The 13,158-nt window shown below is 67.1% G+C and carries 13 protein-coding genes, 1 other RNA gene and 1 pseudogene; 2 read left to right on the forward strand and 13 right to left on the reverse strand.

All coding sequences use genetic code 11. The annotated features are described in order from the left end of the window. Positions 1-12 precede the first annotated feature (12 nt). Entirely contained in the window at positions 13-1,113 is a 1,101-nt protein-coding gene (locus Q0747_RS01755; protein ID WP_298251534.1) for a glutamate--cysteine ligase, read from the forward strand. Positions 1,114-1,197: 84 nt separating this feature from the next. Here Q0747_RS01755 and Q0747_RS01760 read toward each other — a convergent pair whose 3' ends face one another. The 13 genes and pseudogenes from Q0747_RS01760 to Q0747_RS01815 all read right to left on the reverse strand — a co-directional run bounded on the left by Q0747_RS01760 (position 1,198) and on the right by Q0747_RS01815 (position 9,841). Beyond that, on the reverse strand, positions 1,198-1,425 hold the full coding sequence (locus Q0747_RS01760; RefSeq protein ID WP_298251535.1) for a hypothetical protein: 228 nt from the start codon (positions 1,423-1,425) through the stop codon (positions 1,198-1,200). A gap of 45 nt (positions 1,426-1,470) precedes the next feature. Continuing rightward, the gene (locus Q0747_RS01765) at positions 1,471-1,935 is read right to left on the reverse strand and encodes a D-alanyl-D-alanine carboxypeptidase family protein (RefSeq protein ID WP_298251536.1); all 465 of its coding nucleotides are present in this window, start codon (positions 1,933-1,935) and stop codon (positions 1,471-1,473) included. 123 nt (positions 1,936-2,058) lie between these two features. Continuing rightward, positions 2,059-2,808: pseudogene (locus Q0747_RS13895) on the reverse strand (LGFP repeat-containing protein); the annotation flags it as partial. 75 nt (positions 2,809-2,883) lie between these two features. Beyond that, positions 2,884-3,251: a transfer-messenger RNA gene (gene ssrA, locus Q0747_RS01770) on the reverse strand. 136 nt (positions 3,252-3,387) lie between these two features. Next, positions 3,388-3,861, reverse strand: a complete 474-nt coding sequence (gene smpB / locus Q0747_RS01775) for an SsrA-binding protein SmpB (RefSeq protein ID WP_148600511.1) — start codon at positions 3,859-3,861, stop codon at positions 3,388-3,390. A 112-nt stretch (positions 3,862-3,973) separates the two neighbouring features. Continuing rightward, positions 3,974-5,095 carry a peptide chain release factor 2 gene (prfB, locus tag Q0747_RS01780; RefSeq protein WP_298251537.1) on the reverse strand — a complete coding sequence of 374 codons (1,122 nt, stop codon included), beginning with the start codon at positions 5,093-5,095 and terminating at the stop codon, positions 3,974-3,976. 51 nt (positions 5,096-5,146) lie between these two features. Further along, positions 5,147-5,647, reverse strand: coding sequence for a pilus assembly protein TadG-related protein (locus Q0747_RS01785; RefSeq protein WP_298251538.1), 501 nt, complete (start codon positions 5,645-5,647; stop codon positions 5,147-5,149). Beyond that, entirely contained in the window at positions 5,644-6,138 is a 495-nt protein-coding gene (locus Q0747_RS01790; protein WP_298251539.1) for a hypothetical protein, read from the reverse strand. The genes Q0747_RS01785 and Q0747_RS01790 overlap by 4 nt, the downstream gene beginning before the upstream one ends. Then, the gene (locus Q0747_RS01795) at positions 6,119-6,538 is read right to left on the reverse strand and encodes a TadE/TadG family type IV pilus assembly protein (protein WP_298251540.1); all 420 of its coding nucleotides are present in this window, start codon (positions 6,536-6,538) and stop codon (positions 6,119-6,121) included. The genes Q0747_RS01790 and Q0747_RS01795 overlap by 20 nt, the downstream gene beginning before the upstream one ends. 1 nt (position 6,539) lies before the next feature. Then, positions 6,540-6,779 (reverse strand): hypothetical protein, encoded by a 240-nt coding sequence (locus Q0747_RS01800; RefSeq protein ID WP_298251541.1) that lies wholly within the window; start codon positions 6,777-6,779, stop codon positions 6,540-6,542. A 43-nt stretch (positions 6,780-6,822) separates the two neighbouring features. Then, a complete protein-coding gene (locus Q0747_RS01805) occupies positions 6,823-7,764 on the reverse strand; it encodes a type II secretion system F family protein (RefSeq protein WP_298251542.1) in 942 nt (313 codons plus the stop codon). Further along, positions 7,761-8,618 carry a type II secretion system F family protein gene (locus Q0747_RS01810; RefSeq protein WP_298251543.1) on the reverse strand — a complete coding sequence of 286 codons (858 nt, stop codon included), beginning with the start codon at positions 8,616-8,618 and terminating at the stop codon, positions 7,761-7,763. The genes Q0747_RS01805 and Q0747_RS01810 overlap by 4 nt, the downstream gene beginning before the upstream one ends. Continuing rightward, a complete protein-coding gene (locus tag Q0747_RS01815) occupies positions 8,615-9,841 on the reverse strand; it encodes a CpaF family protein (protein ID WP_298251544.1) in 1,227 nt (408 codons plus the stop codon). The genes Q0747_RS01810 and Q0747_RS01815 overlap by 4 nt, the downstream gene beginning before the upstream one ends. 604 nt (positions 9,842-10,445) lie before the next feature. Here Q0747_RS01815 and Q0747_RS01820 point away from each other — a divergent pair. Beyond that, positions 10,446-13,112 (forward strand): FG-GAP-like repeat-containing protein, encoded by a 2,667-nt coding sequence (locus Q0747_RS01820; protein WP_298251545.1) that lies wholly within the window; start codon positions 10,446-10,448, stop codon positions 13,110-13,112. The last annotated feature ends 46 nt before the right edge of the window (positions 13,113-13,158 follow it).

Here is a 13,158-nt window from a genome sequence, read left to right on the forward strand (position 1 = left end):
CGGAGCCACTCCATGACCTCTCTCGGCCTTGAGGAGGAGTACCTGCTCCTCGACCCGGACTCCGGACTGCCGGCGGATCACGCGGCCGAGGTCCAGGAGCTGCTCGAGGCCCATCCCGGGGTGACGCCGGAGGAGATCCAGCGCGAACTGCTGTCCTGCCAGATCGAGACGGCCACGCCCGTCTGCCAGAGCCTGGCCGAGGCGGAGGGGTCCCTGCTGAACTTCCGCCGCACCCTGGCGGAGTCGGCGTCGAGCGTGGGCAGCCTCGCCGCCGCCACCGCGACGGCTCCGTGGATACACCAGGACTACCCGTCGCTGACGGACAAGCAGCGCTACGAGGATCTCCGGGTGAGCGCCCCGGGCATCGTCGGTGACCAGTTCGTCAACGGCCTGCACGTGCACGTCGAGATCCCGGACCAGGAGAGCGGCATCCGGGCCCTGAACCGCATCCGCCCGTGGATCCCCCTGCTGACCGCCCTGAGCGTCAATTCCCCGTTCTGGCTGGGGCGCGACAGCGGCTTCGGGAGCTGGCGCGTGATCCACTACCGCCGGTGGGCCGTGCAGGGCATCCCGCCCGTGTTCGCCGACGTCGCCGACTACGAGCGTCGCATCACGCGACTCAGCAGCACCGGCGCCATCCTCGACCGCGGGGTCCTCACATGGGTGGCACGACTCTCGGACACCTTCCCCACGATAGAGCTCCGGGCCTGCGACGTGCAGCTCGAGGCCCGCGACTCCGTGCTCCTCGGCGCACTCACGCGGGCCCTCGTGGTCACCGCGCTGGGTGAGGCGACGGCGGACACTCCCCCGGTGGATCCTGATCCCGAGCTGCTGGACGCGTCACTGTGGCAGGCGGCACGGGACGGGATGCAGCACCACCTCATGGACCTGCGCACGGCGGTACCCGTGCCGGCCGACAGGCTCCTCGAGTCCTTCCTCGACCACGTGGGACCGGCCCTGGAGTCAGAGGGCGATCTCGCCGACGTGACGGCGAGCCTGGCGACCATCGCGGAGCAGGGCACCGGCTCGGAACGCCAGCGGCGGGCACTGCACGACGGCGGCATGGCGGCCCTGCTGTCCCTCTACAGGGAATCGCTCACCGGGGCGCAGTGATGGGCTGAACGTCCGGGTTGTGCGTCGCGGGCGGGCGGTCCGGGCTGCGGGTCCGGGTTGTGCGTCGCGGGCGGGCGACGCATCCTAGCGCTGCCGGCTGTCCCGCCGCAGCAGCCCCACGATGAGGCACAGCAGCCCGAGCAGCAGCGGCAGCAGGGTGTACAGGGTGTGCGTGCCGCCGAGATAACTCATGATGAAGATGAAGACGAAGGTGCCGCTCACCAGGAGCCAGCCGAGCACGATGAGGGCGCGGCCCCGCTTCGGCGGGGGCAGCGGCGGCAGCCACGACGGCGGCCTGTCAGTCCAGCTCATGGGCCCAGTGTAGTTCTCGGCGCCGCTCCGGTGCCGGGCCCAGATTCAGTAGGACGGTGCAGCCGGTAGACCCATGTAGTGCTCGAGGGTGGACAGATTATGGCTCCGCATCTCCGACGCAATGGTAAGACCCACATAACGCAGATGCCACGGCTCGTAGGCGTAGCCTGTAATTGATGTCTGCCCTTGCGGGTATCGCACGATGAAGCCGTATCGCCATGCATTCTGTGCCGCCCAGACCCCGGAAGGTGTTCCGCCGAAACATTCCTGCAGCCCGCACGCCCCGTTGGCGTTGCCGATGTCGATCGTCAACCCCGTCTGATGTTCGCTGTGCCCGGGTCGCGCCGAAATGAGATCCGCCGTGGCCTGACCGTACTGCTGCACATAGGAGGCATACAGCGATGCCTGCGTGTCGTAGGATCTGTAGCCGCTGACGGGGACCATCGCCACCCCTGCCGCCCTTGCGCCCGAGAGCAGCCGTGTGAGTTGCTGTGCTGCGTCGTTTCGCATGAGCGGACCCTCGACTCCTACCAGCGGGCCCGGGGTGTAGCGCACTGGAGTAAGGGGGCGGCGCTTGTTCACGACAACCACCGGCGAGGCGGCGACGTCGATGTCCCGAGATACGCGTGCACCACCAGCTGCTGTCCACGAGATGCGTCCCCGTTGATAGGTCTGGGTACATGTGGCGGCAGAGCAGGATTCATTCGACACCGGATACCCCAGGGCACCGTTCTCGTACTTCTCTGCAGCCCACGCGGCCCTGATCGCACCAAGGGAGACTGCCGCACCCGTCGTTCGAGACCAGTGAATTACGCCGCCCTGGTACTTTTGGTAGCAGCCGCCGCCGCGTAGACCGCAGATCTCATTCGTCGTGGGGAACCCCAGCTTACCGTTCTCGTACCGCGATCCCGCCCATGCCCTCCGAATCCCTCCATGGCTGGTATGGGCTCCACTGGCCGGCGACCAAACGATATAGCCCTTCTGGAAGCTTTGGTAACAGCCATTGTCGCGAAGCCCGCAGATCTCCGCGCTCACCGGATACCCGAGGAAGCCGTTCTCGGACCGGAATTGACGCCAGGTTCCGCGGATAGCTCCCCACGTGGCTTGGGCCCCGGTCGCGGGGGACCAAATAATTGCACCGTGCTGATAGCTTCGGTAGCACCCCCCGGCCCTCAATCCGCAGATCTCCGGGCCAGTCGGTACCCCGAGCTTCCCGGCGCTTCCGCCAAGCGCCGCGTATCGTGTATCGATGGGCGTCGCAGCCTGGGCCGCCGGCACCGAGATGAACCAACTCGACAGCAGAGCGCATAAGAGAACACCCAGCAGGCGCGCCGAGGTGGGCCACATGGTGTCCTCCGGTGATCGAGTTGTGTCGTCAAGCATAAGCACCCTCGACGGTCGATTCCACCCGTGGACGCAAAAGCGCCCCACCGGATCCCGGTGGAGCGCTTCTGTGATTCGTGGAGATGGCGGGAATTGAACCCGCGTCCGATGCAGTGTAGTCAGGGCTTCTCCGTGCGCAGTCCGCGTCGGTTTTTCTCGGCTCCAGCCATCGTGCGGACGAGTGGCTGCCAAGCCCAGTTGTATGAGTGTCCCCCCGGTCCCTACAACGAGGACCGAGAGCAGTGGCCCTCTAAATGACGCCAGGATCCGGGGCGAGAGCAAACCCGGGCTGACGGACTAGCTAGGCTGCTTAGGCAGCGAGAGCGAAGTCAGTGCGCTTTTGTTCGGCACTTATTGTTTTACAAGGAGCGTTTACGAGATAACCCTGTATCCTCGGCACGCTTCCCCTGTCGCGACTAACATCGTCGAAACCTGTCATCCCCATGTTCAGTTATCAAGTGGTGCGGTACTGCTTGGTGCGTCTCTTCGATACAACACTTCTTTGATACAACACCGGTGGGGCTTCACGCCCTGCCAGCTCATCCAGTCTACCGCACGCGAGGCCGTGGCCGCGAGCACTCAGCCCCCGAGGTTCTTCTCACGCATGGCCCTCAGCGCCTCGCGGTTGTCCTGCTTCTCGCGGAGTGTCTGTCGCTTGTCGTAGTCCCGCTTTCCCCGTGCGACGGCGAGCTCCACCTTGGCCCGGCCGTTGAGGAAGTAGAGCTGCAGCGGTACCAGGGTGAAGCCCGATTCCTTGATCTTCTGCGAGATCTTGGTGAGTTCCTCGCGGTGCAGCAGCAGTTTCCGGCGGCGGCGCGCAGCGTGGTTCGTCCAGCTGCCCTGCGAGTACTCGGAGATGTGGATGCCCTCGAGCCAGAGCTCGTCGTTGTAGAAGACCGCGTAGCCGTCGATCAGCGACGCACGCCCCGCCCGCAGGGACTTCACCTCGGTCCCCATCAGCGCCAGGCCGGCCTCGTAGGTGTCGAGCACGGCGTAGTCGTGATAGGCCTTCCGATTGGTGGCCACCACTTTCCGGCCACTTTCCTTCGGCACGGCAGAACTCCTTCTTCGCTACTGCTGCGGCTGCGGATCCGCGGGAGGACAGTGTCCTCCATCCTACGACCCGGGACCGGCGGACACTGCTCCACCCGAGCCGTCGGTGACGCTAGCTGTCCTGGGCCTCGTTGCGGTTGTCGGTCCGCCACCGGATGCCGGCGTCGATGAAGTCGTCGATCTCCCCGTCGAAGACCGCCGAGGTGTTGCCCACCTCGTGGTTCGTCCGGAGGTCCTTGACCATCTGGTACGGGTTCAGCACGTAGGAGCGCATCTGGTCACCCCAGGACGCCTTCACGTCACCGGCGAACGCCTTCTTCTCCGCGTCCTCCTGCTCCTTCTTCAGGAGCAGGAGCCTCGACTGCAGCACGCGCATCGCTGCGGCGCGGTTCTGGATCTGCGACTTCTCGTTCTGCATGGAGACAACCACGCCGGTGGGCAGGTGCGTGAGCCGGACGGCCGAGTCGGTGGTGTTGACCGACTGCCCGCCGGGCCCGGAGGACCGGAAGACGTCCACGCGGATCTCGTTGTCGGGCACCTCGATGACGTCCGTCTGCTCGATGAGCGGGATCACCTCCACGGCGGCGAAGGAGGTCTGGCGGCGGCCCTGGTTGTCGAAGGGGCTGATGCGGACGAGCCGGTGGGTCCCTGCCTCCACGGACAGGGTGCCGAAGGCGTAGGGTGCCTTGACCTCGAAGGTGGCGGACTTCAGGCCTGCCTCCTCGGCGTAGGAGGTGTCGAGGATCGCGGTGGCATACCCGTGCCGCTCGGCCCACCGGAGGTACATGCGCAGCAGCATCTCCGCGAAGTCTGCGGCGTCCACTCCCCCGGCACCCGACCGGATGGTGACGACGGCCTCGCGCTCGTCCCACTCGCCGGCGAGCAGGGTCACGATCTCGAGGTCGTCGAGGGCCTTGCCGAGGGCGACGAGCTCACGCTCCGCCTCCTCCAGGGAATCCTGGTCCGCCTCGTCCTCGCCCAGTTCCACCAGCACCTCGAGGTCGTCGATGCGGCTCTCGAGGGTCTCGAGCCGCTCGAGGGCGGACTGGCGGTGGGAGAGTTTCGAGGTGACCTTCTGCGCCGCGGCCGGGTCGTCCCACAGGTCAGGGGCGCCGGCTTCCTCGCTGAGTTCCTCGATGTCCTTCCGGATCCCCTCCACGTCGGAGACCTGCTCGATGGACTGGTACTGGGCGCGAAGGGCGCGGATCTCTGCGGGAAAATCGGTGGTTGCCATGGTGGTTCCAGCCTACGTCATCGCCGTGGGCGCCCTCTGGGTGGCCGGGCCTCACCTGACCAGCTGGGCCCGGGCATCGGCCCGGGCCGCTATGCGGATGCCCGCGGGCAGGAGACCGTTGATGATCGGCGGACGCACCACCGCGGTCAGGACGACCCTCGCCGTCCGGCCGTCGGGCGCACCCGTGGCCGGGTCGACGGAGAGCTGCTCGAAGCGGGCGTCGGCGCCGGTGGCTGCGAGATAGCCCGCTGCGGACTGCTCGACCCCGGCCCCCTGGAGCACGGGCAGGGGCGCCGTCGGCCCCCCTTCCCCGCCTCCGCCCCCGACGTCGATGCTGTAGTCGTCGGCCGCGGCGAGCGCGGCGCCGTCGGCCACCGAGAGCAGCTTCTTGTGCTCGATGTAGACGGCCGTCACCGCGAGGACGACGGTGACGACGAGCAGGGAGATCAGCAGATAGCCGATGATCAGCACGCCCACCTGACCGCTGTCGCGCTGCGGACCTCCCGTGGCTCGGGCTGCGGTCCTGCCAAACGGAGCCGCGCGCCTGCTCACCCGAACCGCTCCACCATCTGCGTCGCTGTGGCGTCCACGGTGGAGGCCGAGGGCGTGGTCCCGCCGATCGCCGGGACGAGGGGCAGCGGCACCTCGAGACGGACGGCGACGGTCACGGCGGACCCCGGCGCGAGGCACTCGGCGCTGCAGGAGATCTCCACCGCGGACTGGTCCCCGGCGAACCCGAAATCGGCCAGAGCGATGCGCGCCGCCTCCCGGGCCCTCACCTCCCCTTCGGCTGACGTCGACGCGTCGGCATAGACCTTCGCGGCCTGGTCGGCAGCGCCCACGACGGCGAACGACCCCGCCTGGAGCCGGCCGACCGTCAGCACGAGATACACCACGGGAATCAGCAGCAGGACTCCGAGGAAGACGAATTCCACGACGGCGCTGCCCCGTTCGCCGTCGTCCTCCTGGCCGATGGCTGCCGGTACCCTCCGGCGCAGGCCCGGCCGACGGCGGCGGAGGAGCTCAGGTCGGCAGGGCCGCATGACCGCGCACCTCCAGCGTGCCGGCAGGGCCGAGCAGTCCGACGACGGGCAACGGCGCGCGGATCACCACCTCGAGGGTTCGCACGCCGCCGACCGTGCTCTCACCCACGGAGACGTCGGAGGCGTAGGCCTCGGAGAGGGAGCCCTCGATCAGCTCGCGGGCGCGTGTGGCGGCATCCGCGGGCCGGCGATCGGCCAGGGTGCCGTACCGCGCTCCCGACGACGCCGCGTCGATCAGCGTGTTCCGCACGTGCAGAACCAGAGTCAGCTGGAGGATCGCGACGAAGATGACCGTCAGGAGACCCCCGATGAGGACGAAATCGACCACGGCGGCGCCACGCTCGCCGTCGTCGTGCGGCTCCTCCGGCCCGGCACGAACAAGCCGCAGCAGGGGCGCCACGTCAGGGCGAGACCTGGTCGATCGCCTGGTTGAACAGTCCCTCCAGCGCCGGGCCGGCGATGGCGAGCAGCGCCGCGACCAGTACGGCGGACATCAGGGTGATCATCACCCAGCCCGGGACGTCACCCCGTTCGGGATCATCCGTCCCGGGGCGTGGTGCCGTGACCGCACGGCCGAGGGCAGAGATCAGGGCTGCCAGGAGCACCAGCGCGCCGAGGGTGGAGCGGGTCAGGATCGTCATGGGATTCTCCCTGCTGTAGTGATGGGTCGGTGTGGGGCGAACATCAGAAACCGAGATTGATCAAAGCGATGCCGGGATAGACGGCGAAGAGCACGGTCAGCGGAAGGACACCGAACACCAGGGGCACCATCATGGCGATCTCCTTCTTCCCGGCCGATTCCATGAGGTCGCGTTTCGCGAGGTCCCGCACGTCCTGCGCCTGCGCCCGGAGAACATCTGCCAGGGGTGTGCCGCGCTGCACGGCCACGGTGATGCCGTCCACAAACCGGGCCAGTGGGGCGAGGCGGGTCCGGCGGGAGAACTCCTGCAGGGCCTCCACCAGCGGCCTTCCCGCGCGGGTATTGGCCAGCACCAGGGAGAACTCGCCGGCGAGTTCTCCGTTCGCCGTCCTGCTGATCCGCTCGAGTGCTCCCGTGGTGCTCTCCCCCGCCGAGACCGCGAGCGCCATCAGTTCCGCCAGGCTGGGGAACTGGGCGAGCATGCGTGCCTCCCGGCGTCTGATGTCGACGGAGAGGGCATAGTCCCGTCCCACGAACCCCAGGACGGCGCACGCCAGGATGACCACGACCGCCAGAGGTACACCGATGGACCCGGAGGCTACGAGCAACACCATCACGAGGGTGGATCCCGCGAGGGCTGCCGCCGCCCACAGCAGCTGCTGTGCCCTGAAGTCCGCCGTCGACTGGTCGCGTCCGGCCTGGGCGAGCCGGCGGGTGAGTGCCGCCGTCGCAGGATTGAAGCGGTGGGACCAGCGGACGGCGTCGGCGAGGATGGGGCGGACGATCCGCTCGAGGGGCCCGAACGGTGTGACGTTGGCAGGGGTGTCGGCAAGGAGCCGTGATCCCACGTCGACCGCGCGGAGTTGCGGTGCGACGCGCGCGGTGAGCGTCGTGGGCCGCATCGGTGGAAGGCGCACGAGCACGACCCACAGGCCGCACCCCAGTCCGATGCCGCACAGGGCAGCGAGGGCCACCCCGGGATTCATCGCATCACCCGCTGGTCCTCGGGCAGCGCCCCGATGCGCAGCATGATGCGATAGCAGAGCACGGAGATCAGCAGGCCGCCGAGCAGCACCATCACACCGCCGGCGGTGTTGTAGGCACGGATCGCCTCCGGCCGGGTGGAGAGCAGGAGGAGGACGAACCAGGGCGCTGCGACCGCCAGGCGCGCGGCGTTGATGGTCCAGGACTGACGTGCTTCGAGCTCGCTGCGGGTCCGTGCGGCGTCCCGCAGGAACTCGGACAGCGTCCCGAGGAGCCGCCCGAGGTCGGACCCACCCACATCGCGCGTCAGGCGCAGCGCCTCGACGATGCGATCGGCCACCGGATCCGCGAGACGCTCCTTCAGGCGGCTGAGGGCATCGTCGAAGCGCCCGCCCGCCCGGTAGTCCGCTCCGAAGGTCCGGAAGGCCGGCCGCAGTTCGAGCGGCCCCTTCTCCCCGAGCTGGATGAGCGCCTCCGGCAATGAGAGACCGGCGCGGATGGCGGAGCGGAGGTGATCCACCACCTCGGGCCACAGTTCGCGCAGCGAGGCCGTGCGTCTCGCTGCGCGCCACCTGACGATCGAGACCGGCAGGAGCGCACCGAAGAGGGCGAAGCACAGCGCGATGGGCGGTGAGCCGGTCAGGACGACGCCGACCAGCATCACGAGGAGCCCGACCGCTGCGCAGGAGGCGAGCAACCCCTTCGGCGAGACCCGCTCCACTCCGGCACGCGCCAGGAGATCCTTGAGGGGCGCCCGGCGGGCCTTGCCCGGACGACGGCGCTCCGGGCGCTCCCAGAAGGACCACCAGATGAGCAGGAGGCCCGAGCCGAGGGCGACTCCGAGTGCCGCGCTCACGCCGCGGATCCCAGCAGGGCCGCGATGTCCACACCCGCGGCTGCGAATTTGTCCTCCGCCGGCATGCCGCTCGCCGCGAGGTGCAGGGCTCCGTCGATCCGTCTGAAGACGTAGGAGGACTCGATCACCCCGTTCTCGACGCGTCGGCCGAGGGCCATGATCTCCATGACTCTGCGCTGGCCGCCGGGGAGCCGGGCGCAGTGCACCACGAGGTCGATGCAGGAGGCCACGGTGGGCACCACGAAGCTGCTCGAGATGTTCTCCCCGGCCAGCAGGGGAAGCGTGCAGATCTTCGTGATCGCGTCGTGCGCACTGTTGGCATGGACGCTGCACATGCCCGGGAGCCCGCTGTTGAGCGCGATGAGCATGTCGAGGCTCTCGGCCTCCCGCACCTCCCCCACGATCAACCGGTCCGGCCGCATCCGCAGGGCCTCCTTGACCAGGCGTCGCAGCGGGATCTCGCCGTGTCCCTCGAGATTCGGTTGCCTGCACTGCAGTCCGACGACGTCGCGCAGCGGCAGCTGGAGCTCGAAGATCTCCTCCACGGTGATCACGCGCTCCCGGGGGCCGATCGAGGCCCCGAGGCAGTTGAGCATGGTGGTCTTCCCCGCCTGCGTGGCACCGGAGACGAGGACGTTGAGCCCGCTCGCAACTGCCACACCGAGGAAGCGCGCCGCCTGCGGGGACAGGGTGCCGAGCTCCACGAGGTGCTCCAGTCTCGAGGCGCGCGCAATGAACTTCCGGATGTTCACGGACCAGTGTTTCCGTGTCACCTCGGGGATGACCACGTGCAGTCGCGAGCCGTCGGGCAAGGACGCGTCGACGAAAGGCGACGAGACGTCGAGACGGCGCCCGGAGGACTTCAGCATCTTCTCCACGAGATCGCGCACCTGCTGGTCGGTCAGCGAAAGGGCGGTGAGCTCGGACTCGCCGTCGCGCGCCACGTACACCTCGGACGGCGCGTTGATCCAGATCTCCTCGACGGTCGGATCATCCAGGAGCGGCTGCAGGGCTCCGAATCCGGCGACGGCATCGAAGATCTGTTTCCGCGCGGTGTCGAGCCTGCCCAGTGGTGGGACGACGCCCAGGACCGAGCGGTCCTCGTAGTCGGCCACCGCGTCGGTCACTAGGAGCTGCACCTCTGCGGCCTGCAGCGTCGGGTCCAGTCCGCGCCTGCGGATCAGCTCCCGCACCTCGCCCTCGATCAAGCGCACTGCATCCATCGCAACCCCCGCGAGCCCTGACACCATCGTCGGCCGACCGGCGGAGCCACTGCGGTCCGCGCCGAATTTCACCCTACTGAAGGGGGGTGCAGCCCGGAAAGAGGAACAGCGATATGTGAGTATCCCGACCCGGGATCAGGAGTAGTCCTCCACAGGCGACACGCGGAAGGAGCCCCCGCTTACTCGCAGGTTTAACCCAGCATTCCTACCGCTCTTCCGAAAGCCCCGTCACGGCGATTCCGGATGGGTAGTCTGCACGGGATTCATTTAGCTGGCTGACGCCCGGATTCTGCTGGAGAAACCCGTGACCTTGCCCTTCCATGCCCGGCTTCTGTGTGCCGCCTTACTGTCCTTTGGTCTCATTGGCAGTGCGGTTCCCGCAGTAGCACTCGATGCACCACCGACCCCCTCCCCCTCGGCGACCCCACCGGCGGCTGCGCCGATCGAGACGACGCCGGCGTCACCGGCCGAGGCGACGCCCGCCCCGCAGGACACTACGACGCCGTCGGAGGCTCAGCCGACGCGGACCTCGCCGACAGAGGCGGCATCGGCTCCGGCCGCGCCGACAGCGCCGAAAGCCGCTCCGGAGAAAATTACGTCCTTCGTGCCGGATCTGAACTGGAATCCGCTCGATGACCCCGATTCGAATGCCCGATATGGCGAGCACTACGTGGACCAGAGCGACGGACCTGGCTCGGCAGCACCGTCGACCACGGACGGCAGCGGCGGTAGTGCCGCGCTGGCACCGCGGACAGGCACCTTCAAGGTCACGCTGGTCACCGTGCAACTGTCGGGGAAGACAGTTGCCGATACCAATGCGATCAACTTGACGGCGGCCCGCAACTCGATCATCAATGCGAACAACTACTGGAACTCCTCCTCCGCCGGACGGCTGTCCTTCACAAAAGTGAACGAATACAGGCATCAGTCCGCCGCCAAGATCACAGACTCCTACGGCGTCATCATGGACAAGGTGACTCGCGAGCTCGGATGGCAATACCGCCCGTACGAGGCGCTGGTGATCTTCGTTCCGCATGCGGATCTGAGCTACAACGGCTCCTGGGGAATCCTGGGTGGCGGCTTCACTGATGGACCGACCAGCGGCCGCGTGATCATGCCGTACCCCTCCGCACTGACGAACAACGTGGTCGCGCACGAGTTCGGCCACGTCCTCGGCCTGCACCACGCCAACTCCCTCGCCTGCAGCAATGGGCGCTCCGATGTGTCCCGCTCCGGCGGCACATGGACGGACCGCGAGTGCTACTCGGCGGAGTACAGCGACACGACCGACCTCATGGGCTACGCACAGGTGAGCTCGCCGCGGGTCAATGCCTTCATGTGGGAGTACGGCGGCTTCGGGAACGGGCAGGAGATCCGGAACCTCGGCACGCCGACGGCGGCAACGAGGGTGAGTCTCAAGCCATGGGCAGGGACAGCGACGGCACGCGCGGCGAAGTTCACCGACCCGGTGAGCAAGGAGGTCTACTACCTCGAGGCACGTCTGGCCGTGGGCTACGACAGCCAGACGGCTGTCGGCGGCAACGAGGGTGTGAAGATCACCAAGCGGGACAATCTCGGGTGGAGTGGCAATGCGTCGATCGTCCTGACACCCGACAGCCGGCGCTCCGGCTGGGGAAACACCTCGCTGACCTGGCAGCAGGGTCAGACCTTCACGACCTTCGCCGGGACCAAGGTCAGGATCGATTCCCTGACCTCCGCAGGCGCGACCGTGACCGTGACGCCGAAGGTGATCGCGCCGGTGGCTCCTGCGTTGGATCGGACGGAGTTGCGTTTCAGTGGGCCTGATTTCACCGGTGATGGCATCACCGACCTGTTCCATCGACGTGCTGATGGCACGTTGTGGGTCAGCCCAGGCACCACAGGAAATACCTACGGCACTCCCCGCAAGATCGGCACCGGGTGGAGTTCTTTCAATCAGGTCTTCGCTGTCGGCGACTTCAACGGAGATCGACACGCGGACCTGGCAGCGAGGAAGACCAACGGCGAACTATGGCTGTACCCCGGTAACGGTTCGGGCGGGTTCCTGAAGAGTTCTCGCATCGGCACCGGCTGGCAGAGCTTCGACACTGTCCTCGGGGTGGGAGACGTCACCGGTGACGGGCGGGCAGATATCGCCGCCAGAAACGCGGGCACCCTGTCGATCTACCCTGGATCGGGAACAAGCGGCTTCAAAGCACGCATCACGTCAGGCACCTCCTGGCAGGGACTGAAGTTCGCCAGCGGCATCGGCGACTACAGCGGCGATGACGCCCCGGATCTCATCGCCCGCGATACCGCCGGCAAGCTTGTGATGTTCCGCAGCCTGCGCAACGGACAATTCGCACCCGCGAAAATCGTCGGATCAGGATGGGGCGGTTTCACCGACGTCATGGTCGGTCAGGACGTGAACCGTGACGGGCGTGCAGATACCGTGGCACGTTCCTCCGATGGACGTCTGACGGCCTACCTCGGAAACGGCTTCGGCGGCTACCTCAAAGAAACCATCGCCGCCGGACAGTGGAACTTCACCGAGACCATAGACGGCACGGACTTTGACTCCAACGGGACCGCCGATCTCCTGACCATCAACTCTGCAGGGGCCCTGGCTCTCCACTCCGGTACCGGAGCCGCCAGCACCACAGCACCCCGACAGATCGGTCGCGGCTGGCAGAACTTCACCGAGGTCATGAACGGACGGGACTTCGACGGCAACGGTAAACCAGATCTCATCGCCCGCACCAAGACCGGAAACCTCGTCCTCTACACCACCGACGGCACCGCAAGATTCACCGGGCAACGTACCATCGGCACCGGCTGGAACGGCTTCACCGACATCATCAGCCCCGGCGACTTCAACGGCGATTCCCGCCCCGACCTCATCGCCCGCACCAAGGACGGCACGCTGTTCCTCTACCCAGGAACAGGAACCGGAACCTTCAAGAAAGCGACCAAAATCGGAACCGGCTGGAACACCTTCACCACTATCGCCCCAGCCCACGACATCAACGGGGACAAAAAAGCCGACCTCCTGGCCATCACACCCCAAGGCACCGCCTACATCTACCCCGGAAACGGAACAGGAGGATGGAAGCCCCGCATCAAGACCACCGAATATTGGTCAGCCACCACCATCCCCGCCGCAACACGCAACTTCGCCATGCCCAACCAAACCGCAACCCTCACCCCTGGTCGAAACGGCTCCCTCACCCTCCGCAACCTCAAACCCACCGGAGAACTCAACACCATCACCCTCAACACCGGAAAACTCTAAGGAACATCATGGTTTCGTCTACTACGAGCCGGAGGACGTGTTCCTC

This window comes from uncultured Arthrobacter sp., from assembly GCF_947493765.1.
In the GTDB taxonomy this organism is placed as follows: domain Bacteria; phylum Actinomycetota; class Actinomycetes; order Actinomycetales; family Micrococcaceae; genus Arthrobacter_D.

What these genes read in the sequence shown, in the direction of transcription:
- Q0747_RS01755 (WP_298251534.1), top strand. Translation starts at nt 13, where the DNA reads ATGACCTCTCTCGGCCTTGAGGAGGAGTACCTGCTCCTCGACCCGGAC.
- Q0747_RS01760 (WP_298251535.1), bottom strand. Translation starts at nt 1,425, where the DNA reads ATGAGCTGGACTGACAGGCCGCCGTCGTGGCTGCCGCCGCTGCCCCCG.
- Q0747_RS01765 (WP_298251536.1), bottom strand. Translation starts at nt 1,935, where the DNA reads ATGCGAAACGACGCAGCACAGCAACTCACACGGCTGCTCTCGGGCGCA.
- prfB (WP_298251537.1), bottom strand. Translation starts at nt 5,095, where the DNA reads ATGGCAACCACCGATTTTCCCGCAGAGATCCGCGCCCTTCGCGCCCAG.
- Q0747_RS01790 (WP_298251539.1), bottom strand. Translation starts at nt 6,138, where the DNA reads ATGCGGCCCTGCCGACCTGAGCTCCTCCGCCGCCGTCGGCCGGGCCTG.
- Q0747_RS01800 (WP_298251541.1), bottom strand. Translation starts at nt 6,779, where the DNA reads ATGACGATCCTGACCCGCTCCACCCTCGGCGCGCTGGTGCTCCTGGCA.
- Q0747_RS01805 (WP_298251542.1), bottom strand. Translation starts at nt 7,764, where the DNA reads ATGAATCCCGGGGTGGCCCTCGCTGCCCTGTGCGGCATCGGACTGGGG.
- Q0747_RS01815 (WP_298251544.1), bottom strand. Translation starts at nt 9,841, where the DNA reads ATGGATGCAGTGCGCTTGATCGAGGGCGAGGTGCGGGAGCTGATCCGC.